At 64.0% G+C, this 23,087-nt stretch carries 18 protein-coding genes, 1 other RNA gene and 1 pseudogene; 12 read left to right on the forward strand and 8 right to left on the reverse strand.

Going from position 1 to position 23,087, the window contains the following annotated elements; translation table 11 throughout:
* Window positions 1-23: 23 nt before the first annotated feature.
* The 3 genes from QQL79_RS14860 to QQL79_RS14870 form a co-directional block, all read right to left on the reverse strand.
* The gene (locus QQL79_RS14860; protein WP_284392169.1) at window positions 24-1,607 is read right to left on the reverse strand and encodes a copper resistance CopC/CopD family protein; all 1,584 of its coding nucleotides are present in this window, start codon (window positions 1,605-1,607) and stop codon (window positions 24-26) included.
* A gap of 220 nt (window positions 1,608-1,827) precedes the next feature.
* Complete coding sequence (locus tag QQL79_RS14865) at window positions 1,828-2,352, reverse strand: YcnI family copper-binding membrane protein (protein ID WP_284392171.1); 525 nt, start codon at window positions 2,350-2,352, stop codon at window positions 1,828-1,830.
* A gap of 52 nt (window positions 2,353-2,404) precedes the next feature.
* A complete protein-coding gene (locus QQL79_RS14870; RefSeq protein ID WP_284392173.1) occupies window positions 2,405-2,752 on the reverse strand; it encodes a hypothetical protein in 348 nt (115 codons plus the stop codon).
* 457 nt (window positions 2,753-3,209) lie between these two features.
* On the opposite strand from QQL79_RS14870, the pseudogene QQL79_RS14875 reads away from it, so the two are divergent.
* Both QQL79_RS14875 and QQL79_RS14880 read left to right on the forward strand, forming a co-directional pair.
* Window positions 3,210-5,509, forward strand: a pseudogene (locus QQL79_RS14875) (Tex family protein).
* A 132-nt stretch (window positions 5,510-5,641) separates the two neighbouring features.
* Complete coding sequence (locus QQL79_RS14880; protein WP_113123971.1) at window positions 5,642-6,067, forward strand: organic hydroperoxide resistance protein; 426 nt, start codon at window positions 5,642-5,644, stop codon at window positions 6,065-6,067.
* 173 nt (window positions 6,068-6,240) lie between these two features.
* On the opposite strand, the gene QQL79_RS14885 is transcribed toward QQL79_RS14880, so the two are convergent.
* Together QQL79_RS14885 and QQL79_RS14890 are read right to left on the reverse strand one after the other, a co-directional pair.
* Window positions 6,241-8,049 (reverse strand): ABC transporter ATP-binding protein, encoded by a 1,809-nt coding sequence (locus tag QQL79_RS14885; RefSeq protein WP_284392176.1) that lies wholly within the window; start codon window positions 8,047-8,049, stop codon window positions 6,241-6,243.
* Window positions 8,050-8,560: 511 nt separating this feature from the next.
* Entirely contained in the window at window positions 8,561-9,451 is an 891-nt protein-coding gene (locus tag QQL79_RS14890; RefSeq protein ID WP_284392177.1) for a lipid kinase, read from the reverse strand.
* Between the two features lie 380 nt (window positions 9,452-9,831).
* Here QQL79_RS14890 and QQL79_RS14895 point away from each other — a divergent pair, with 380 nt between their 5' ends.
* From QQL79_RS14895 to QQL79_RS14910, 4 genes are all read left to right on the forward strand, one after another.
* Window positions 9,832-11,076 carry an aminopeptidase gene (locus tag QQL79_RS14895; protein ID WP_284392178.1) on the forward strand — a complete coding sequence of 415 codons (1,245 nt, stop codon included), beginning with the start codon at window positions 9,832-9,834 and terminating at the stop codon, window positions 11,074-11,076.
* A gap of 156 nt (window positions 11,077-11,232) precedes the next feature.
* Window positions 11,233-11,826: a YdcF family protein gene (locus QQL79_RS14900; RefSeq protein WP_284392181.1), complete on the forward strand. Its 594-nt coding sequence runs from the start codon at window positions 11,233-11,235 to the stop codon at window positions 11,824-11,826.
* Window positions 11,827-11,945: 119 nt separating this feature from the next.
* Entirely contained in the window at window positions 11,946-12,767 is an 822-nt protein-coding gene (locus tag QQL79_RS14905) for an amidohydrolase family protein (RefSeq protein WP_284392182.1), read from the forward strand.
* Between the two features lie 63 nt (window positions 12,768-12,830).
* Window positions 12,831-13,664, forward strand: a complete 834-nt coding sequence (locus tag QQL79_RS14910) for a sugar phosphate isomerase/epimerase family protein (RefSeq protein ID WP_284392183.1) — start codon at window positions 12,831-12,833, stop codon at window positions 13,662-13,664.
* A gap of 26 nt (window positions 13,665-13,690) precedes the next feature.
* Here the strand turns inward: QQL79_RS14910 and QQL79_RS14915 are convergent, their stop codons facing one another.
* The 3 genes from QQL79_RS14915 to QQL79_RS14925 all read right to left on the reverse strand — a co-directional run bounded on the left by QQL79_RS14915 (window position 13,691) and on the right by QQL79_RS14925 (window position 17,542).
* Complete coding sequence (locus tag QQL79_RS14915) at window positions 13,691-15,070, reverse strand: FAD-containing oxidoreductase (RefSeq protein WP_284392185.1); 1,380 nt, start codon at window positions 15,068-15,070, stop codon at window positions 13,691-13,693.
* An 84-nt stretch (window positions 15,071-15,154) separates the two neighbouring features.
* Window positions 15,155-16,573, reverse strand: a complete 1,419-nt coding sequence (sthA, locus tag QQL79_RS14920) for a Si-specific NAD(P)(+) transhydrogenase (RefSeq protein ID WP_284392187.1) — start codon at window positions 16,571-16,573, stop codon at window positions 15,155-15,157.
* Window positions 16,574-16,681: 108 nt separating this feature from the next.
* Entirely contained in the window at window positions 16,682-17,542 is an 861-nt protein-coding gene (locus tag QQL79_RS14925) for an LOG family protein (RefSeq protein WP_284392189.1), read from the reverse strand.
* Between the two features lie 162 nt (window positions 17,543-17,704).
* On the opposite strand from QQL79_RS14925, the gene QQL79_RS14930 reads away from it, so the two are divergent.
* From QQL79_RS14930 to recR, 6 genes are all read left to right on the forward strand, one after another.
* Window positions 17,705-19,009 carry a phytase gene (locus tag QQL79_RS14930; RefSeq protein WP_284392191.1) on the forward strand — a complete coding sequence of 435 codons (1,305 nt, stop codon included), beginning with the start codon at window positions 17,705-17,707 and terminating at the stop codon, window positions 19,007-19,009.
* Window positions 19,010-19,081: 72 nt separating this feature from the next.
* A complete protein-coding gene (locus tag QQL79_RS14935; RefSeq protein WP_284392193.1) occupies window positions 19,082-19,936 on the forward strand; it encodes a DUF817 domain-containing protein in 855 nt (284 codons plus the stop codon).
* A 39-nt stretch (window positions 19,937-19,975) separates the two neighbouring features.
* Window positions 19,976-20,073: signal recognition particle sRNA small type (ffs, locus tag QQL79_RS14940), an RNA gene on the forward strand.
* Window positions 20,074-20,195: 122 nt separating this feature from the next.
* Complete coding sequence (locus QQL79_RS14945) at window positions 20,196-21,968, forward strand: DNA polymerase III subunit gamma/tau (RefSeq protein WP_284392194.1); 1,773 nt, start codon at window positions 20,196-20,198, stop codon at window positions 21,966-21,968.
* A complete protein-coding gene (locus tag QQL79_RS14950; RefSeq protein ID WP_284392196.1) occupies window positions 21,965-22,288 on the forward strand; it encodes a YbaB/EbfC family nucleoid-associated protein in 324 nt (107 codons plus the stop codon). Before QQL79_RS14945 ends, QQL79_RS14950 begins: the two co-directional genes overlap by 4 nt.
* 180 nt (window positions 22,289-22,468) lie before the next feature.
* A complete protein-coding gene (gene recR, locus QQL79_RS14955; RefSeq protein WP_284392199.1) occupies window positions 22,469-23,065 on the forward strand; it encodes a recombination mediator RecR in 597 nt (198 codons plus the stop codon).
* Window positions 23,066-23,087: the final 22 nt, after the last annotated feature.

Here is a 23,087-nt window from a genome sequence, read left to right on the forward strand (position 1 = left end):
CCTTGCTCGCTGGACGGCAACAATCAGGGCATTGCGACCATCTCTTCCAGCTTGATCAGCTCGAACCGGCTGGCGCGGATATCCAGTTCGAGCCGCCAGGTGCCGGACACGGGAATGGTGAGGCCCTCGACCAGCCAGGCGCCATCTTCCTCCCTGGCTGCGCGCTTCAACGGCTCGATGCCCAGATCGGGTTCGGAGAGGGTCACCGAAACTTCGAGCGGGGTGATCGGCACGCCCTCGACATCGGTGAGCCAGATATCGAGCGCCACCGGCCCGGCCTGGCCCGGGGTGATCGAGACCATGGCCATGGTCTTGGCATCCATGATGTGGACCCATATGGGCTCGGCGGGAATGGCGGCTTCGACTGCGGCCAATGCGCGGGGTGGCGGGGTGAAGCGCCAGCCGGCCACGAGACCCAGAATGATCACGACCAGAAGCGCCTCGAGCGCGATGGAGCGCCGCAATCTCCGGCTGGCCACGGCGTCGCCCGCCAGAGCCGGTGCGGTCAACCCGATCCGGTTCCACAATGCCAGGGCGAAGAGCAGAGCCAAAAGGCACAGCTTGGCGAGAAGGATCAGGCCATAGGGCGCCAGCCAGTGCGGACCGGGCCAGCCCAGCTGGATTGCCGCCAGGGTCACGCCTGAAACCAGGATGGCGGCCACGGCAAGGGGGATGAAGCGGGAGAATTGCGCCAGCGCCAGGGTGGCGGCCGCACCGCGCTCAGCCAGCAAGAGCCAGAGCGGCAGCAGGGCCCCGATCCAGAAGATGATGCCGGCAATATGGAGGAATACGGCAGGCCGGGTGAGCCATTGCGGGCTGGCCGCGCTGGCATGGCCGCTCAGCGCCAGCGACAGCGCCGCCACGACCAGAGCGAGCCAGGCCAGGCCCGAGGCCCAGCGGCCGCGCGGCAGGCACAGGGCCACCAGCGCCAGGAGAAAGCCGAGGCCGGCGGCCGCTGCGGTCATGCCGTAGCTGGTGGCAAAACCGGTGCTCAAAATACGCGGATCGCTCGACAGGAGCGGCAGGCCGAGTGCGTCGAGCCCTTGCAGCCACAGGGTCAGCGCCACGGCGGGCAGGCCGATAATGGCGAGGACGATCGCGGTCTTTTCCGCCGTCAGCGGCAATGGCGCCAGGGTCGAAAACGCCGCCGCGCCAATGCCGGCAAACAGGGCGATGAACAGCACGGCCTTGCCGGCCCAGAGCGCAATGGCAACGGCAGGGTCATTGGCCGCGGCGGCGGATGCGCCGGTGACCGTGCCGATGGAAAAAACCAGCGAGCCGCCGATCGGGTGTCCGTCGGTGGAGACCACGCGCCAGCTCAGCACCTGCGTCCCCTGATATCCCGCCGCGGGCAGCGTCACCGTAACGGTCTCGCCGCCGGTGGTGGCCGCGAGCAGCTCAGTTGCCACGCCATCGGAAGCAATGAGGCTGATGGCCAGCGGGGTGACGGGCTCGTTGAAATGGAGATGGAGCGTTTCGGGCGCGCTTTCCAAGACGACATTGTCCGCCGGATCGGTCGAGAGCAATTGCGCATGCGCCCAAGCCTGCGCGGGGACAAGCAAAGCCAGCAGCAGGGTGAGGGTGAGAAGGATGCGATTGTGGGACATGGCGGATTCCTTGGCAGGAAGCAGGTGCATTCACATCGTGCGCTCGAATACCCCCACCCCTGTCCCCTCCCCACAAGGGGGAGGGAGACTATGGAGCCGAGAGCTATCAGTCTGCGCCTCCCTCCCCTTGATGGGGAGGGATTGAGGGTGGGGTGGAGGAGAGCCACAGGGCCCAGACGTGACCCTCCCGAAGGAAGGGATCAAATCGCGGCTTTCGGCCTTAATGCCCTGCGGCATCCGCCGGGAGCAGTTCCAGGCTCGGTGCGGGCATTTCGGCGTCTTCAGCGCCGGTCACGTCGATCCAGGCTTCCTCGCCATTGGCGCATTCCTGGATGGTGGGGAAGTAGAACTGGCCCGGTTCAAGCGTGGTGGCAAACGTGCCGCGGAAGACGAATTCGTCGTAGAATTCATTGGGCAGATTGCCGCCCGACCAGACGATTTCCTTGACGCCCTCGGTCAGCGCCGTGCCGTGATTGTCATAGCTCTGCGCATAGGGCCCGGTGACGGTTTCGAGTGTCCAGCCGGCATGGGGCATGGGCTTTACATTGTAGAAGCCCTCGGGGATCTGGATGCGCAGGGTCGTGGTGGCTTCGGTGCCGCAGCCATGGGGCACGCGGATCACGGCCTTATAGGTGGAGCCGAGCTTGGCCTGCTGGACCTCAAGGGTCACATGGGCGAAGGCGGGGACGGCAAAGACGGCAAGAGTTGCAACGGCAGCGGCCGCGCGAGCAAAAATCGGGATCATGACGATCTCCAGCAATGAATGGGTCTGATTGGCAGCCGGGCTGCCGGTGGCATCAGGCCAGGGCTGGAGGCGCGCGCGCCTGCGCGGCATGGGGCGCAAGCGAGGTGGGCGGAGCGACAGACAGCGGCGCATGGAAGAATGTCTCGCCCGTGCGGACGATGCCGACATGCACTATCGCCGGTTCGGCGGCGGCAAAATCGTTCTTGGCGATGCCGGAGGCGGCGCATTTGAACGGGACCGGGGAGGTGTCCTTGTTCTCGGCCAGCGAGGTACAGATCGACCAGCCCGGCACGGCCTCGAAGCCGATGCTGGCCAGGTCGCGCTGCAGGCCCGCCGCCTGGTGCAGCGGCACCAGCAACGTCAGCACATAGATGGCTGCCACCGCAAAAGCGGCGCCCATTTCCCGCGCTATGCTCCTTTTCCGGAACGGCATGCAAAGCTTCCCCCGTGGTAAGGCTGTAACGCGGGTGGCGGGGCGGAACAAGGTCGCAAGTGTCGCAGTGGGCAAGTGCGGTCCATCGGCTTTTTGCCCTCCCTCCCCCCTTGAGGGGAGGGTCGGGGTGGGGGGTCGTGGGAGCATCAGCGCTCTCTAGATGCATTTAGAACCACGATGTCATCCCGGCGCAGGCCGGGATCCATGCTGAAGGCCATCAGCGTCATCCAGTGTGGGGATAGAGCACAGCATGGATTCCGGCCTCCGCCGGAATGACACTGTGATAGATGCTGTTCCCAAGCACACACTACCCTTGGTACTCCACCACCCCACCAACCAGACCTGAGGAAATCCCGCCCCCTCGGGTATGCTCCGCCGCCCAAGCCCGATATGGTCGCGCCCCGATTTGGAGCACAACAGACCCATGGCCGACCTCGAAACCCGTATCGCCACCCAGATTGCTGCCGAGATCGCGGCGCGGCCGCCGCAGGTGCTGGCGGCGGTGGAATTGCTGGATGGCGGGGCGACGGTGCCGTTCGTTGCGCGCTACCGCAAGGAGGTGACGGGCGGGCTCGACGACACGCAATTGCGCCTTCTGGCCGAACGGCTGGCCTATCTGCGCGAGCTGGAAGCGCGGCGCGCCACCATAATCAAATCCATCGAAGACCAGGGCAAGCTCACGCCGGCCCTCACCGCCTCCATCATGGGCGTTGCCACCAAGGCGGAGCTGGAAGACCTTTACCTCCCCTATAAGCCCAAGCGCCGCACCAAGGCTGAAATCGCCCGCGAGCGTGGTCTTGGCCCGCTGGCCGAAGCGATCCTCGTCGACCGCCGGGCCGATCCCGTGGCGCTGGCGGGCAATTACATCACCCCCGATGTGCCCGGCACCAAGGAAGCACTGGAGGGCGCGCGCGACATCGTCATCGAGGGCCTGACGGAGAAAATGCCGCCCTGCTCGGGCAATTGCGCCGGCATATGCGCGACAAGGCCATGCTGCGGGCCCGTGTCGTCACCGGCAAGGAAGAGGCAGGCGCCAAATTCTCGGATTATTTCGACCATGCCGAGCGCTGGGCCAAGGTGGCCGGGCACCGTGCCATGGCCATGATGCGCGGCCGCGACGAGGACATGCTGAGCCTTGATATCGAGGTGGATGCGGAGGTGACCGATCCGGTCAAGCCCGTCGAGCGGTTGGTGATCTCAGCGCTGGATGCGCAAGGCCCCGGTGCCGGCGATGCCTGGCTGCGCGAGGTCACCAGCTGGGCCTGGCGCACGCGGCTGCGCGTATCGCTCTCGGTCGATCTGATGGTGGAATTGCGCGAGCGCGCCGAGGAAGAAGCCATTGCGGTCTTTGCCCGCAACCTCAAGGATTTGCTGCTGGCCGCCCCAGCCGGCGCCCGCGCCACCATGGGGCTCGACCCCGGCATCCGCACCGGGGTCAAGGTCGCGGTGATCGACGCCACCGGCAAGGTGCTCGATACCGAAACGGTCTATCCCTTCCCGCCGCGCAACGATGTGATGGGCACCCAGGCGGCCCTCAAGCACCTCATTGCCAAGCATGGCGTGCAGCTGATCGCCATCGGCAATGGCACCGGCAGCCGCGAAACCGAAAAGCTGGTGCTGGACCTGATCGAGCGCCTGCCCGCGCCCAAGCCGACCAAGGTCATCGTTTCGGAAGCCGGCGCTTCGGTTTATTCGGCCTCGGAGCTGGCGGCTGCCGAATTCCCCAATCTCGACGTCTCGCTGCGGGGTGCGGTGTCCATTGCCCGGCGCCTGCAGGACCCCTTGGCCGAACTGGTCAAGATCGAGCCCAAGGCCATTGGCGTCGGCCAATATCAGCACGATGTGGACCAATACCGGCTCAGCCGCTCGCTCGATGGCGTGGTGGAAGATGCGGTGAACGCGGTGGGCGTCGATCTCAACACCGCCTCAGCGCCCCTCCTGGCACGAATTTCGGGTCTCGGCTCCTCGGTGGCCGAGGCCATTGTCGGCTATCGCGACGCCAATGGCCCTTTCCCCACCCGCAAGGCACTGCTCGACGTGCCGCGCCTGGGCCAGCGCACTTTCGAGCAATGCGCGGGCTTTTTGCGCATCAGCAATGGCGCCGAGCCGCTCGACGCCTCCTCGGTTCACCCCGAGGCCTATGGCGTGGCCCGCAAGATCGTTGCCGCCTGTGGCCGCGATCTGCGCAGCCTCATGGGTGACAAAGCGGCTTTGGCCGGGCTCGATCCCACCCGCTTCGTCGATGACCGCTTCGGCCTGCCCACGGTGCGCGACATTTTCCTCGAGCTGGAAAAGCCCGGCCGCGACCCCCGTCCCGCCTTCAAGACGGCGACCTTTGCCGAGGGGGTGGATGACATCAAGCATCTGAAACCCGGCATGCAGCTCGAAGGCACAGTGACCAATGTCGCCGCCTTCGGGGCGTTCGTGGATATCGGGGTGCATCAGGACGGGCTGGTGCATGTGTCCCAATTGGCCGACAAATTCGTTAGAGATCCTCACACGGTGGTCAAGGCCGGCGACGTGGTCAAGGTGCGCGTCGTCGAAGTCGATGTCGCCCGCAAGCGCATCGGGCTCACCATGCGCCGCGAGATCGATGCCAGCGCGCCTCGCGACATGCCGCGGGACAAGCCGGTGCGGAACCAGCAGCGGCCGCCGCAGCAGCCGTCGAACTCGCTGGGTTCGCTTGGCGACCGGCTGAGCGAGGCGATGCGGAAAAAGCGGTAGAAGGTACCACGTCGGGCTTCATCGGCATGTGGCAAAACCCGGATATGGTTCCGCCACCATTCCGCCGCTTGGGCGTTCTCCCCTCGCGAGACCCTGCCGCAGGGGCGGGCAAAGCAGCCAAGGAGATTCTCGATGACCAAGATCATGTACACCGCCAGGGCCACCTCAACCGGGGGCCGATCGGGCCATGGCCGGACCGATGATGGCGTGCTGGACGTGACCCTCACAACGCCCAAGGAGATCGGCGGGGATGGCGCGCGCGGCACCAATCCCGAGCAGCTCTTTGCCGTGGGCTATTCGGCCTGTTTCCTGGGCGCCATGAAGGCGGCGGCCCGCAAGAGCGGCGACACCATTCCCGAGGACGCCAAGGTCACCGCCGAAGTCAGCTTCCGCGACCGCGATGATGGCGAAGGCTTCTGGATCCAGGCCGCGCTCAAGGTGGACGTGCCGGGCCTCGACAAGGCCAAGGTGGAAGACATCGTCAAGCGCGCCCATGTCATCTGCCCCTATAGCGAGGTGAGCCGGAAGGGGTTTGAGGTGGATTTGGCTGTGGTGTGAGGCGGGCATCGGAGTACCCCCTCCTAGCCTCCCCCTGATAGGGGGAGGAACCGCCTTGTGGCTAAACCTCGACCCAGCCCCAAGAGTGGAGAGATCCCTCCCCCTATCAGGGGGAGGTTAGGTGGGGGTATCCCCACAAAAAACGCCGGGGCTCTCACCCCGGCGTTCTGCTATCAGGCCACGTTCAGCCCCTTGGTCAGTTCCAGCGCCTGTCGCTCGAACAGCCGGCGATAGATGCCGCCCTTGAGCGTGATCAGCCGGGCATGATCGCCTTCCTCGACAATTTTACCCTTGTCGAACACCAGCAGCCGGTCGAGCGCCCGCACCGTCGACAGCCGGTGGGCAATCACCAATGTCGTGCGACCGACCATCAGCCGTTCCATCGCCTCCTGGATCTGCACTTCGCTCTCGCTGTCGAGGCTCGACGTGGCCTCGTCCAGGATCAGGATGGGTGCATCGGCCAGGAACGCCCGGGCGATGGCGACACGCTGCCGCTCGCCACCCGAGAGCTTGACGCCGCGCTCGCCCACCATGGTCTCGTAGCCCTTGGGCAGATCGAGAATGAAGTCATGGGCATTGGCCTGTTGCGCCGCCAGCTCGATCTCGGCACGCGAGGCGCCGGGCCGGCCATAGGCGATGTTTTCGGCCAGGGTGCGGTGGAACAGGATGGGCTCCTGCTGCACGATGGCGATCTGGCCGCGCAGGCTCGATTGCTGCACATCGGCAATATTGGTGCCATCGATGGTGATGGCCCCGTCATTGACGTCATGCAGCCGCTGGATCAGCTTGACGAAGGTCGTCTTGCCCGAGCCCGAATGCCCCACCAGCCCGACCCGCTCGCCCGGCGCAATCTTCACCGAGAAATCGCGGTAGAGCGGGGTGGCGTGCGAGCCATAGCGGAAGGTCACATTGTCGAAGGCGATAGCGCCCGCGCCAATGGCGATCCTGCCCGAGCCCGGCTTGTCGGCAATGCCGAAGGGCTGTTTGTCGAGCGCGACCAGCTCTTCCATGTCGTTGACCGAGCGCTGCAGGTTGCGGATATGCTGGCCCACATCGCGCAGGTGCCCCTGCAGCACGAAGAACATGGTCAGAACGAACGTGATATCGCCCGGGCTCGCCGCCCCCTGCTGCCACAGCAGCAGCGCGGTGCCCAGAATGGCGGTCTGCATCACGGCCATCATCAGGCCCTGCATGCCGCCATTGAGCGTGCCGCGCCGCCAGACACGGGCCGTGCGCTTGCGCCATTTGCCCACGACACGGGCCAGGATGGTCTCTTCGCGCTGTTCGGCGCCAAAGGCCTTGACCACCGCATTGCAGCTGACCGCATCGGCCAAAGCGCCGCCCATCCTGGTGTCCCAGGCATTGGCGAGGGCGCCGGCGGGCGCGACAAAACTCATCGAGAGCCACACCGTCACCGCCACATAGATCAGCGAGCCCAGTCCCACCACCAGCCCCATGACCGGCCAGGCCGCGCCCAGGATCACCGTAGCGCCGATCAGCATGACCAGCGAAGGCCAGAGCGCCACCAGCAGCACGTCATTTAGCAGGTCGAGCGCGCCCGAGCCACGCGTGATCTTGCGCACCGTCGAGCCGGCAAAGCTATTGGCGTGCCAATCGGAGGAAAACCGCTGCACCCGATGGAAGGCGTTGGAAATCACGTCATTCATCATCTGCAGCGTGAAGCGGATCAGGCTGAAAAAGACGAATTGGCGCAGGATGACCGAGGCCAGATAAAGCGAGGCCATGATCCAGAACGCGCTCAGCGCCTGGGTCCAGAAGGCCTCGTCCTGCCCGCTGCCCGAGGCAACGGCGTCGACCAGCCGCCCGGCGAAAATCGGGCTGAAGGCCTCGGCCAGCGTGGCCGCCAGCACGAGCAGGGCAATGCCAGCCGCCCGCAGGGGTTGCTTGGCCCAATGACGGAAAGTGAAGCCGAGCACATTGCGGAATGCGTCGGCGCGGAAATCGAGTTTCTTGCGACTCATGGTGTTGACCCGGACGCCAATCGCGCCGGCCCTTATGTGAAAGTCATGAAAGGCACAGCCGGGAACGGGACACTATTTCCCGTCAGATCAGAAATGGCTGCGATGGAAAAACCGCGGGCGGCTGGCCTTATCGGCGGGCCGCGGATGGCATGGACCTAACGGCGCATGCCATGGGAGGGCGTAATAAACGGTGCTGTCACGCTACGCCTCCCTTGTTTGTGATCTGAAGCGGTGGACGATTACTAGCCAAAGCGTTCGGCTTTGCCAACCCGGTTTTTTGGCAAAAGCAGCAGTGAGGTTTTTTGGCAACGCTGGGCCGCGCGGTTCGACGGCGCCGTGCCCGTTCTCTTCCACCGGGTCATTCCGGCGCAGGCCGGAATCCATGCTGAAGGTCATCCTGACCCTGGATGCACGCGGAGCACCACGGACATGGATCCCGGCCTGCGCCGGGATGACATTGTGGGTGGGAGGGATAGGGGGCTGATTGACGCTCTCTCAAACCACCCAAAACCTAAGGCGCAAACACCGTCACCGCACCCGGCCGGATGATGAAATGCGCCGGCGTTTGGGTGACGATGTCGCCATCGGTATTGATCTCGCGCGGCTCGCGCGTGCGGATGTCGAATTCGGTGCTCTTGGAGGTCCGCACCTCGTCCCAGGCGCCATGCTGGCCGCGCCGGAACGCCCCCAGCATCAGCCCGAACTTCCAGACATTGCCGAGTTCGAGACTATAGAGATCGAGATGTCCATCCTCGATAGTGGCGTCCTCGTGGATCACGGTGCCGCCGCCATAATGGACGCCGTTGCCCACCGCTATCTGCAGCGTCTTGACCGTCACCGCCGCGCCATCATCGCCAATGATCTGCGCCCGGAACGGGCGGGCCGCGGCCAGTACGCGAAGCGCCCCCAGCCCATAGCCCAGCTTGCCCCAGCGCTTCTTGGCCTCGGGCGTCAACCCCCGCGCCAGGTCGGCGCTCAGCCCCAGGCTGGCAACATTGAAAAATGGGTGGCCATTGACTTCCCCCAGGTCGATCCGGCGCTGCTGCCCGCTGACGATGATATCGGCGGCCCGCAGCAGATCGTCGGGAATTTCGAGCGTCCGCGCCAGGTCGTTGGCCGTGCCCATGGGCAATATTCCCATGGGCAGGCCGGTGGCGAGCACGCCCTTGGCCGCCGAATTGATGGTGCCGTCGCCGCCGCAGACGATGACCAGGTCCGCCTCGTGCCGGCGCCGGGCGATATCGGCCGAGACTTCCTCGGGCGTCTCGAAGCGCTCCACCACCACATCGATGCCGCCCGCCTCAAGCCGGGCGATGACCGGGTCCAGTCCCGTGGCACCCCGGCGGGATCTGGGATTGACCAGCATCAGGCCGCGGCGGCGGGAGGGCATGGCGGTGGTCATCAGGGCGGAGTCCGATTCAATTGTTGGCAGGCGCACTTAAATGGTCGGCGCCGCGTAAAGTCACAAGGGCGGGCACATTACCATTTGGTCATAGAGACCCCCCGATCTGCACCCTCCCCGTTGTGGGGAGGGTGGATGAGAGCCCGGTGTCTCGGCTCCGTCGCCTCCCTCCCCCTTGAGGGGAGGGACCGAGGGTGGGGGTCCGTCAGTGATCCACAAAACCACCCCCTCCCCGGCCCTCCCCTCAAGGGGGAGGGAGGCAGGAACCGATGACGCTACCGCAAGCCCCCTACCCAAAATTTTCCCAATTCGGCTGACATCGGCCATCAACCAGCGCTAGGGTCGGCCCCAGCGATTCAAAACCAAGAGGCTGACGCCCAATGACCACTCCCGCCAATCCCATCGATCCCGTCAAGCTCGACAAACTCGCCCAGGTCGCCATCAAGGTCGGCCTGCAATTGGCCGAGGGCCAGGACCTGCTGATGACTGCGCCCATGAGCGCGGCCCCGCTGGTCCGCCGCATCACCGAGCATGCCTATAAGGCCGGCGCCGGATTGGTCACCACCATCTATTCGGATGAGGAAGCCACCCTCGCCCGCTACAAATACGCCAATGACAAGAGCTTCGACAAAGGCGCCGGCTGGCTCTATTCGGGCATGGCCGAGGCCTTCAAGGCCAATACCGCGCGCCTCGCCATTTCGGGCGACAATCCGATGATGCTGTCTGGCCAGGACCCCGACAAGGTCTCTCGCGCCAATCGCGCCAATTCGGCCGCCTATAAGCCCGCGCTGCAGCTCATCACCGGTTTCGATATTAACTGGAATATCGTGTCCTACCCCAATGCGGCCTGGGCCAAGCTGATGTTCCCCAATGACAGCGAAGAGGTCGCGGTCGGCAAGCTGGCCGACGCCATCTTCAAGGCTTCGCGCGTCGATGTGGACGATCCGATCGCGGCCTGGAAGGAGCACAATGCCAATCTCAAGCAGCGCTGGACCTGGCTCAACGGTAAGAACTTCGCCTCTCTCAAATATTCCGGCCCCGGCACCGATCTGACCATTGGCCTTGCCGATGGCCACCGCTGGAAGGGCGGCGCCTCGGAAGCCAAGAACGGCATTACCTGCAACCCGAATATCCCGACCGAAGAAGTCTTCACCACGCCCCACCGGCTGCGCGTTGAGGGGACTGTCAGCTCCACCAAGCCGCTCAGCCACAATGGCACGCTGATCGAGGATATCCAGGCGCGCTTCGAGGGCGGCAAGCTGGTGGAACTCAAGGCGAGCAAGGGGCAGGATATCTTCAATCGCGTGCTCGACACCGATGAAGGCGCCCGCCGCCTCGGCGAAGTGGCGCTGGTGCCCCATTCCTCCCCGATCTCCGCTTCAGGCTTGCTGTTCTACAACACGCTCTACGACGAAAACGCCTCCAGCCACATCGCCATGGGCCAGTGCTACGCCGATTGCTTCGTGGGCGGCAAGGAGCTGACCCAGGAACAGATCTTCGCCCAGGGCGGCAATACGTCCAACATCCATATCGACTGGATGATCGGCTCGGACAAGATCGACATCGACGGCATCCACGCCGACGGCAGCAGCGAGCCGGTGATGCGTAAGGGCGAGTGGGCGTAGGGCGCCCATCTACCGGGGCTTGCTGATTATCCACCCCACCCACAATCGCTTCCCTCGGGCTTGACCCGGGGGCCTCCATCATTCCGCCCCGTTCTCATGGCGGGTCAGGCGAGAACGTGCCAAACGGGGCCGGAACACTGACCTGAGACCGGAAGCATGCGCCTAGTCCGCCGCATCTATCGTGCGATCTTTGCCCTGTCGCTGCTCATCATCGTGGTGGCCGGCGGGCTGGCGCTCGATATCTGGCGCTATGCCGGCCAGTCCTCGACCCAACCGGCCGATGCGGCGCTGGTGCTGGGTGCGGCGGTGCTGTGGGACCGGCCGAGCCCGGTTCTGGTTGAACGCCTGCGCCATGCCAAGGCGCTTTACGACAAAGGACAAGTCGGGCGCATCGTGGTCACCGGCGGGCGCAGTCCCGAGGACAAGCTCAGCGAGGCCGAGGCCAGCCGCAATTGGCTGGTTGCCAATGGCGTTCCGGCCGAGGCCATTGTCGAGGAAGACCAGTCCCGCACCACGATCGAAAATCTCGCCTTTGCCACGCCCGTCCTGCGCCAGGCGGAGATTGCGAGCGTCTTGATCGTCTCCGATCCGCTGCATATGCGCCGCGCCATGCTGATCGCGGGCCGGGCGGGTCTTAATGCCCAGCCGTCCCCGACGCCCACCAGCCGCTATCTGAGCTGGCAGACCACCATGCCATTCCTGGCCCGCGAGGTGTGGTTCATGGGGCAATATCTGGTGGCGGGGCTGTGAGCATTGCCCTCAAACCGATAATGCTAACCGAGGGGGCCGAAAGCGGCGCGCGATGCTAACAGTCTGTTAACGCGAACGGGCCCGATGTGACAGCAAAGCGGCGGTGAGGAGGCCCCCTTATGCGAATTCTCGATACCCATCTGCACCTGGTTTATCCCGACCGGTTTTCCTATCCCTGGCTGGCTGGTGCCCCCGCCATCAACCGGGCCTGGCACCTCGACTCCTATTTCGCCGAGGCGGTGCCGCTGGGGATCGAATCGGCCCTGCATATGGAAGTCGATGTCGCCGAAAAGGACATGCTTGCCGAGACCGAATTCGTCCTCGACCTCCCCCGGATCGTGGGCGCCATCGCCGCCTGCCGCCCGGAAAACCCGGCTTTCGTGGACCAGATCGAACGCTTGTCCGAGCATCCCCATGTCAAGGGCGTGCGGCGGATATTGCATGAGGCGCCGGACGATCTCAGCCAATCCGATCTCTTTGTCGAGAATATCCGCCACCTGCCCGACTACGATCTGAGCTTTGACCTCTGCGTGCGCGCCGACCAATTGGGCATTGGCAAAATGCTGGTGGAACGCGCCCCCGATGTCTCCTTCATCCTCGACCATTGCGGGGTGCCTGACGTGACCGGCGCGGGGCTCGATCCCTGGCGGGCCGATATCAAGGCCATTGCAAAACTGCCCAACCTCAACGCCAAAGTCTCTGGAATCATTGCCTATTCCGGCCCGGACTGGACCGTTGCGACATTGCGGCCCTATGTCGAACACATCGTGGAATGCTTCGGCTGGGACCGCGTGGTCTGGGGTTCCGACCATCCCGTGGTGACGCCCAATGGCTCGCTGACCCGCTGGGTCGAGGCGAGCCGGGAGATCGTCGGCGGCGCCAGCACGGACGAGCAGGAACGCTTGTTCCATCGCAATGCGGAACGCATCTACAAAGTCTAGAAGGCCTTGATGACGTCACCGGCGCGTTGCAGTCTGCCAGCCAACAAGAACAGGACGAGACTCATGACTTCCATCGCCGACCGCATCGCCGTTTCCACCTGGTCGCTGCATCGCCTGCTGGGCAGCGTCTATCCGCATGACCTCACCACGACGGCAATCGGCCCGGAGGATCAGCGTTACGGCGAGGGGGAGGAATCGCTGCTCGGCCTGCCTTCGGCAATGGCCAATCATGGCTATCACCGGCTCGAACTGGTCTCGTTCCACCTGCGCAGCCGCGACGCCGTCTATCTCGGCGAATTGCGCGACCAGCTCAAGGTTTCCGGGGTGACGCTGCAAACCCTGCTCATCGATGCCGGTGACATCAGCCACCCCGAACATGGTGCGCGCGACACCAAGTGGATCGCCAGCTGGATCGAAACGGCCAATGAGCTGGGCGCCCAGCATGCCCGCATCATCGCCGGCAAGCAGAAGCCGACGCGCGATGCGCTGGACCGCTCGGTCAAAGCGTTGACCGCATTGGCCGATGGCAATGCCGGTTCAAGCGTCAGGCTGGTCACGGAGAACTGGTTCGACCTGTTGGCCGAGCCGGCCCATGTGCATTACCTGCTCGACAAGCTCGATGGCCGGATCGGGCTGCTCGCCGATATGGGCAATTGGACCGGCCCCAGCAAATATGCCGATCTGCAATCGATTTTCGGGCGGGCCGAACTGTGCCACGCCAAGGCCGGCTTCATCGACGGCGATCTGGACGAAGCCGATTACGGGCTTTGCATCGCGGCGGCCGAGGAGGCGGGATATAAGGGTCCTTATACGCTGATCTTCGATAGCGAAATTCCGGGCGAATGGCATGGGCTGGCGGCCGAGCGGGACTTTGTGACGACGCGGCTCGAGGCGTAGCCCGTTAGGTGGGGGTGTTCCCTGCCCTATTCCAGCGGCTTCAGATCGGCCAGTAATGTCGGTATCAGTTCGGTCACCGTGGGATGGATGTGCACGGTGTTCATCATGGTCTTGTAGCTGAGGTCACCGGCCATCAATTGCAGCAGGGAATGGACGATTTCGTCGCCGCCAATGCCCAGAATGGAGGCGCCGAGGACCTTTTCGGTTTCGGCATCGACCAGCACCTTCATCAGGCCCTGGGTTTCACCGCGCTCCTTGGCCCGGCTGACGCGGGCCATGGGCATGGTTGATATCAGCACCTTGCGGCCCAGCTTGCGGGCTTCGGTTTCGGTGATGCCCGCCCGGCCCAAGGGCGGGTCGATGAAGAGGCCGTAGACGGGGATACGATTGGCAATGGACCGGTCGCCGCCATCGAGCACATTGTCGGCGACGATTTCGAAATCATTGTAGGAGGTGTGGGTGAAGGCGCCGCGGCCATTAACGTCGCCCATGGCCCAGATGCCGGGTACTTTGGTGCGCAGGTGATCGTCGACCGGAATATAGCCGCGCTTGTCGGTTTCGATACCGGCGGCAGCAAGGTTGAGATCGGCCGTATTGGGCGTGCGGCCCAGCGCGATCAGCAGATGGCTGGCCTCGACCGAAGAGAGACGCCCGCCCGTATCGAGCGACAGCAGCGCACCATTGCCGGCCTTGGCCACCGCCTGGACGGTGGTATTGAAGAGGAACGTGACCCCATCGGCCTCGACGATTTGGCGGATGGCGGCGGAAATATCCTCGTCCTCCCGGGTGGCGGGGCGCGGCCCGCGCTCGATAACGGTGACCTTGGCGCCGAAGCGGGCATACATTTGTGCGAATTCGAGCCCGATATAGCTGGCGCCGGCGATGAACAGATGGCTCGGCAGAACATCGAGATCCATCATGGTGGTATTAGTGAGGTAGGGCACTTTGGCGAGGCCCGGCCAATCGGGAATGGCCGCGGTGGCGCCGGTATTGATGAAGATTTGCGGCGCGGTGAGGCGGCGGCCGTTGACCTCGACCTCATTGGCCGCAGCGAAGCGGCCTGAACCCTTGATATATTCGAGCGTTGGCAGGCTTGCCAGCCAATCGGTAAGGCCCTTGACCGAGGCGCCCACCACCTTGTCCTTGCGTGCCTTGACTGCTTTCATATCGACGGTGACCGGGCCTTTGACCACCACGCCAAAGTCCTTGGCGTGCCGCGCGCTCCAGGCGGCGCGGGCGCTGGCGACCAGGGTTTTGGTTGGCGTGCAACCATCGTTGACGCAGGTCCCGCCCAGATGCTCCCGCTCAACCAGGGCGGTCTTGAGGCCCTTGCCGGCGAGCCGGGCGGCGAGGAATGGGCCGGACTGACCGGCTCCGATGATGATGGCATCGAATTGTTCAGGCATGGCGGCATCCCCCGTTGCTGGCGGAGCTTATGGCGGAGTTGGGAGCAGCGCTAGGGGTTGGCCGCCCGGAGATGAGAGTGCCCGCTACTCCCCCAAAGGCGCGATCGGCGTCGTCCTGGGCATGCGGTTCCAGGCGTCGAGGGCGGCGATCTTGTAGGCTTCGGCGAGGGTTGGGTAATTGAAGGTATTCTCGACGAAATAGTCGAGCGTGCCGCCCAGATTGAGCACCGCCTGGCCGATATGGATCAGCTCGGTCGCGCCCTCGCCCACGATATGGACACCCAGCAATTTGCGGGTATCGAGCGCAAAGATCATTTTCATCATGCCCGATTGCAGGCCCATAATGTGGCCGCGCGAAGTCTCGCGGAAACGGGCGACGCCGCATTCGTAGGATGTGCCGGCGGCCCGGACCTGCTGTTCGGTGAGGCCGACGGTCGAAATCTCGGGCACGGCATAGATGCCGTAGGGGAAAAATTGCGGGGCCGGCGGCATGGAGGCGCCGAAGGCGTGGAGGGCGGCGATACGGCCCTGCTCCATGGAGGTAGAGGCGAGCGAGGGAAAGCCGATGACGTCGCCAGCGGCGTAGATATTGGGCACTTCGGTCTGGAAGGTTGCTGGATCGACCTTGAGGCGGCCGCGCTCGTCGGGGACGACGCCACAGGCTTGCAGCCCCAGATCGGCCGTGGCGCCGACGCGGCCGGCGGCATAGAGCAGCATGTCGGAGCGAACGCGGCGGCCATCGGTGAGGATGGCGATGGCCCAACCTTGTTCGTCGAGTTCGACCTTGTCGACCTTGGCGCCCAGGCGAATGGTCATGCCGCGTTTGCGCAGGTCGTGGGTGAATTCCTCGATGATCTCACGATCGATGAAATCGAGATAGTTCTCCTTGGGCTCGATCAGCGTGACGGGGACGTCGAGCGCCGAGAAGATAGTGGCATATTCCATGCCGATGACGCCGGCGCCGACCACGGTGAGGCTGCGGGGCACACGCGGCTCATAGACCAGGCTGTCGCTATCGAGTACCGAATGATCGTTGAAGGGAATATTGGCCGGGCGATAAGGCGCGGTGCCCACGGCGATGACGGCAAAATCGAAGCCGAAAGTGTGATCTTCCCCGGCATGGTCGATGACGGTGACATGGTTGGCGTCGGTGAACTTCGCCATGCCGCCAAAGGTGCGCACGCCATTACGGGCAAACTGGTGCTCGAGCACCTCGATCTCGTAATCGAGGGTCATGCGCAGGCGGGCGCCGAGGTCCTTGCCCTCGATATCCTTCTTGACCCGATAGGCCAGACCATAAAAGCCGCGCTCGCGCCAGCCGGAAAGGTTGAGCACGGTTTCGCGCAGGGTCTTGGACGGAATGGTGCCGGTATGCACCGAAACCCCGCCCAGGCGCAGGCGATTTTCCACCACCAGCACGGACTTGCCCAGCTTGGCCGCCTGAATGGCGGCGCGCCGGCCGGCCGGACCGCTGCCGATGACGACGAGATTATAGTGCTCCAAGCCCCTGCCCCGCTTTGATGTATACGTATGCCCTAGCGGAGGAGTGTGACATTGCCGTTGCGGGGGTGGCAATGGCCGGGTGGGCAGGGCTGGAATGCGAGCGCCGATCTATTTCCAGCCCGGCGCCGGTCCCAGATCCGGCAGGTCATAAAAGGCCCGCACCACGTCCCAGCCCTGCTGGGCCGTATCGACCACTGTGAAGAGTTCGGGATCGGTGGGAGCAATGGTGCCGGCTTCGGCCAGGGCTTCGAAATTGATGACCTTGCTCCAGAATTCGGCACCGAACAGCAGCAGGGGAATGCGTTCCATGCGGCCAGTCTGGATCAGGGTGAGGGTTTCGAAAAACTCATCCAGCGTGCCGAAGCCGCCGGGGAAGATGGCGACCACCTTGGCGCGCAGCAGGAAGTGGATTTTGCGCGTGGCGAAATAATGGAAATTGAAGCTGAGCTCAGGCGTGACGAAGATATTGGGGGCCTGTTCGTGCGGCAGGACGATATTGAGCCCGATGGTCTGAGCCCCGAGATCGGCCGCGCCGCGATTGCCCGCTTCCATGACGCCGGGACCACCGCCGGTGACGACGACGAATTCCTTGCCATCGAGATTTTTGGACGCCATGGACGCCAATTGGGCGAGACGGCGCGCCTCGTCGTAATAGCGCGAGGCCAGTTCGAGGTTTTTCTTCTGCGTTTCGTTCTTGGCGGCCCAGGCGGGCTTGCCCGGCTCGGGAATGCGCGCGCCGCCAAACAGAACGACGGTCGAATTGACGCCGTGCTCGTGCAGGCGCTGCTCGGTCTTTTGATATTCGAGCTGGAAGCGGATGCCGCGGGTTTCCTCGGCGGTGAGGAAATCGTCGTCGGCAAAGGCGAGCCGAAACGCCGGCGACTGGGTTTGCGGCGTCTGCGGGGCGCGTCTCGAGGCGGCGACGTCCTGTCCGGAGGTGCGCAGGGGTGTGGGGCGGCGTTTGGCCATAAGGGCTCCGGCAGGTGACGTCCGATTCGATTGCGACCGGATTACCCCGCTCGGGCAAATGGGTAAAGCGCAAGCTGGCCGCGCACGGACTTGTCATCGGCGCGCAATATTGCCGGAGCATCACTGCAGGCCGAACGGCGCGGTGGCGCCAGGGAGACCGACATGAAGACGCTGACCGCATTGCTGTGCTCGATTTTGCTGCTGACGCTGACGCCCGCAATGGCGCAGGACTGGAGCGTGGCCGAGGTAACGCCGGTGCTGCAGACGCCGGTATTGACCGAGGCGGATGCCGATGCCGATGCGGATGATCCGGCGATCTATGTGCACCCCAAAGATCCCTCGCGCAGCTTTGTGGTCACCGCCGTCAAGAATGGCGGTATCCGCGTCTATGGCCTTGACGGCGCGCTCAGGCAGACCGTGTTGCCGGCCGAGGATGGGCGCATCAACAATGTCGATGTGGTCTATGGCTTCAAGCTGGCCGATGGCAGCGATGCCGATATCATTGTGGGGGCCGATCGCGGGCTCGATATCATCCGCATCTATCGTATCGATGCCGATGCGACCGAGCCGCTGAGCGAAATCACCGACCCGGCAGCGCTGCGCGCCTTCCCCACGCGCTATCTGCCCGACCAAGCCGAGACCGAGGACAACCCGGTGGATGACCAGAACACCGTCTATGGCCTGGCGGCCTGGAACGACAAGGCCAGCGGCACGGTATGGGTGGTGGGTACGCAGCGGCATCAGCCGACCGTGGGCGTGTTCAAGCTGGTGGCAACCGCCGATGGCGTGCATGCCGAACTGGACCACGATTTCCGCGCCCCAGCGACGCAGAACGGGCAGGACCTGTTCAACGAAAACGAGGACGATGCGCTGCTCGATTTCAGCCCGCAATTTGAAGGCACAGTGATCGACCGGACCACCGGCATCATCTATGCGGGCCAGGAAGATGTGGGCATCTGGCAAGTGCCGGTGAGTGGGGGCGAGCCGGAACTGGTCTATGCCACACGCGGCTCGTCCAAGAGCGCGTTCAACAATCCCGACAGCGTTATTTCGCGCGATGTCGAAGGGCTGACCATCTATTACGGGGCCGATGGGGTCAAATATTTGCTGGCCTCGAGCCAGGGCGGCGCCCATGGCGAAGGGGGCGTGGCCGACGCGCCCTATGACGACAGCTTTGCCGCCTTCGCTATCGGCGACACGCTCGAACTGCTCGGTTCGTTCCGCGTGGCGGCATCAGGCGACATGGATGCGGTGCAGGAAAGCGACGGCGCCGATGTGCTGTCGGTGGGGCTGCCGGGTTTCGAGAATGGACTTTTCGTCACCCAGGATGGCTATGCCGGGGACCTCAACGGGCTCGATGGCGAAGTGGCTTCGACCAATTTCAAATTCGTCGACTGGGCGCAGATTGCCAGGAGCTTCACGCCGCCGCTGGCGGTGACGCCGAAAGGCTACGACCCCAGGCAATAGGCCCGCGCCACAATTGCGCGCGCTTTGATGAGGCATAGACTGGCCCTTGCTAGGTAGCGAGGGGCGGAAGGCTTGGCGCGATTTACGAGTCTGGAAGCGCGGATCGATGCGGCGGCCCATGGCGTGCTGGCGCGGCTACCGCGTGGGCCTCTGGCCGATGGGGCGGTGGAATTCCTGGTGTTCGGGCTGAAACAGGCCTGGGCGTGCCTGTTTGGCGGGCTGATGCTGGGGATGATCCTGGTCACGCGGCTGTGGTGGCCCGATATCGGGCTGGCGCGCTATGACGCCTGGTTCCTCGTGGCGCTGTTGATCCAGATCGGCATGCTGGCCTTCCGGCTCGAAACGCTGAGCGAGGCCAAGGTAATCCTGATTTTCCATGTGGTGGGAACCGGCATGGAATTGTTCAAGACGGCGGCAGGATCGTGGATCTATCCCGAGGAGGCGCTGTTCCGGATCGGCGGAGTGCCGCTATTTTCGGGCTTCATGTATGCCTGTGTCGGCTCCTATATGGCGCGCATCCAACGGATTTTTGATATCCGGTTTTCCTACTACCCGCCCGTCTGGGCGACTGTGTTGCTGGCGCTGGCCATCTATATCAACTTCTTTTCGCACCACTTCATCTTCGATTTCCGCTGGGTGCTGTTCGCCCTGGTGGGCCTGCTCTATTTCCGCAGTTCCATGCATTACCGGGTATTCCGCTTCCGCCATCGCATGCCCATGCTACTGGCGTTCCTGCTGGTCGCGCTGTTCATCTGGATCGGGGAGAATATCGGCACCTGGTCACGGGCCTGGATCTACCCCGACCAGGCCGATGGCTGGTCGCTGGTAAGCCGGAGCAAGCTGGGCTCGTGGTATCTGCTGATGCTGATCTCGGTGGTGCTGGTGACGCTGGTGCATCCGCCACGGGCTTATCAACAGAATGGGTGAGGCCTTGCCAAGGCCCCATTTTATTCGCATATAGCGCTCTGGGAGGTTGGCGCGGACGTGTTCCTCGCCAACCGGGTCAGGTCCGGAAGGAAGCAGCCCCAACGAGACCTTCACGGGTCGTTGCCAGCCTCCTACTTCGTTTCTTGTGGCGTTTCCAAAAAGCCGGGCCGCTAGCCACTTTTGCTGGAAACGCTCCATGCCTATGATGGGTGGATGACCCAAGGCAGATTCCTCACGACGCAGCGCATGGAAGGGCTGGATGGCTGACGCTCCGACATCGCCCTATCTCGTGCTCGCCCGCAAATATCGCCCGCGCGACTTCACCACCCTGGTCGGCCAGGACGCCATGGTGCAGACGCTGGGCAATGCCTTTGCGCAAAACCGCATCCACCATGCCTTTATCCTGACCGGCGTGCGCGGCGTGGGCAAGACCACGACGGCGCGCATCCTGGCGCGGGCGTTCAATTATGAAGATGCCAGCGGCCCCCATCCCACGCTCGATCTAAGCGTCGAAGGCGAGCATTGCCGCGCCATTATCGAGGGGCGGCATGTCGACGTCATCGAGATGGACGCGGCCAGCAATACCGGCATCAACGATATCCGCGAAATCATCGACTCGGTGAAATATGCGCCGGCCTCGGCACCCTACAAGGTCTATGTGATCGACGAGGTGCATATGCTCTCCACAGCCGCCTTTAACGGGCTGCTGAAGACGCTGGAAGAGCCGCCGCCCTATGTGAAGTTCATCTTCGCCACTACCGAAATCCGCAAGGTGCCGGTGACGATTTTGAGCCGCTGCCAGCGGTTCGATCTCAGGCGGATCACGCCCGAGATCATGACGGGGTACCTGGAATCCATCCTGGCGCAGGAGGGCATCAGCTTTGAGCCCGAGGCGCTGGCGATGATCGTGCGGGCGGGCGAAGGCTCGGCGCGCGATAACCTCTCTTTGCTCGACCAGGCGATTGCTCATGGCAACGGGACGGTGAGCGCGGCCACGGTCAAGGCCATGCTGGGGCTGGGCGACCGGGCGCGCATTATCGATCTGTTCGAGCAATTGCTGGGCGGGCGTATCGGCGAGGCGATCGATACGATGCGCGCGCTTTACGACATGGGCGCTGATCCGCAAACGCTGATTGCCGACCTCTGCGACTTCACCCATCTGGTCACCCGCATCAAGGTGGTACCGGCGGCCGCCGACGATGTGTCGCTGACACCGGACGAGCGAGTGCGCGGCGCCGAATTTGCCGGCAAGCTTTCGATGCGCGCGCTGACGCGAGCCTGGCAGATCCTGTTCAAGGGACATGACGAGGTGGCGCGGGCCAATAATGGCCTGCAGGCCGCCGAAATGGCGCTGATCCGGCTGGCTTATGCTGCCGACCTGCCGAGCCCCGACGACCTGATCGCCAAGCTCAGCAACCAGCCGGCGCCAGCCCCTGCCCTGCCGCAAGGCAATGGGATGATGCCGCGCGGCCCCTCGGGTGGCGGGCCATCGGCACTGCGGGTCGAGGCGCCGCAATTGGTGCGCACGGAAGCCATCGCACCACAGACCCAGCCGCAGGCAATGCTGCAGCCGCAGGTGGCCCCCCAGCCATTGGTGCAGCCGGCGCTGGCGAATGTCGGCAGCTACAAGGACCTCATAGCCCTGGCCGGCGCCAAGCGCGACATTATCGTGCGCATGGCGCTGGAAGGCTCGATGCGGCCGATTTCGTTCGAGCAGGGACGGATCGAGGTGGCGCTGGCCGATGGGGCCGATCCCGGCATCATCGCGACGCTTTCGGCGCGGCTGCAGGCCTGGACCGGCGAGCGCTGGCTGATCACCGTTTCGAGCAAGCCGCCCGAAGGGCTGACCATCAAGCAGGAACAGGCCAAGCGGGTGGAGGCGGCGCATGCCGCGGCCCATGACGATCCGCTGGTGCAGGCAATTCTCGAAACATTTCCCGGGGCCAAGGTGGTTAATGTCAAGCTGCGCGAAGACGCGCTTGCGGCGACGCCCGACCTGCCCCCGCCCCCACCTGAAGAGGACGACGAATGAAAGACATCATGGGCATGATGAAGGCCGCCAGCGAGATGAAAGGCAAGATGGAGGCCATGCAGGCCGAGCTTGCCGAGCTCGTCGTCGAAGGCCGCTCGGGCGGCGGGCTGGTCGTGGTCTCGCTATCGGGCAAGGGTGAGCTCAAGGGCCTCAAGATCGATCCGAGCCTGTTCAAGGAGGACGATGTCGAGGTGCTCGAGGACCTGATCGTGGCGGCGCATAACGACGCCAAGGCCAAGAGCGAAGCGGAAATGCAGAAGAAGATGTCCGAGGTGACGGCAGGGCTGCCGATTCCGCCGGGGATGAAGTTTCCGTTTTAGGTTTTCCTTCTCCCTTTGCGGGAGAAGGTGGCGCGCAGCGCCGGATGAGGGGTTGCGTCCACAAGCATTCAAGCATGGGTGGGCGCAGTACCTCTCACCCTGAAATTCTGCTGAACGCAGAATTTCTGTCCCTCTCCCACAAGGGGCGAGGGAAGTACGCTCAGTGGTGACAAAAAAAAAATGGCCTCCGGCGGACCTGAGATTGAACAATTGATCCAGTTGCTGGCGCGGTTGCCGGGGCTGGGGCCGCGGTCGGCGCGGCGGGCGGTGTTGCAGCTGGTCAAGAAGAAAGAGCAGCTGATGATCCCGCTTTCGGCCGCGCTCGACCGGGCGGTGGAAGCGGTGCGTAGCTGCGAGGTTTGCGGCAATATCGATACGATGAGCCCCTGCTCGATCTGCGCCGATCCGCGCCGCAATGACAGTGGCATGCTGATCGTGGTGGAGGATGTGGCCGACCTCTGGGCGCTGGAGCGCGCGGGCGTGGGCGCGGTCAAATATCACGTGCTGGGCGGGGTATTGTCGCCGCTCGACGGGGTGGGTCCGGAGGACATCTCGATCGAGGCGCTGCTGGGGCGGGCGCATGAATTCCGCGAGATCGTATTGGCCGTCAATGCCACAGTCGAGGGGCAGACCACGGCCCATTACATTACCGATAGGCTGGCTGGATCGGGCGCCAAGGTAACGCGCCTCGCCCATGGCGTGCCGGTGGGCGGGGAGCTCGATTATCTCGATGAAGGCACGTTGAGCCAGGCGCTCCGGGCGCGGACTGAGATCTAGAGCAAAGGGCCGGCTCGACCAT

Origin of the sequence: Devosia yakushimensis (assembly GCF_030159855.1) — a bacterium.
Classification (GTDB): Bacteria; Pseudomonadota; Alphaproteobacteria; order Rhizobiales; family Devosiaceae; genus Devosia; species Devosia yakushimensis.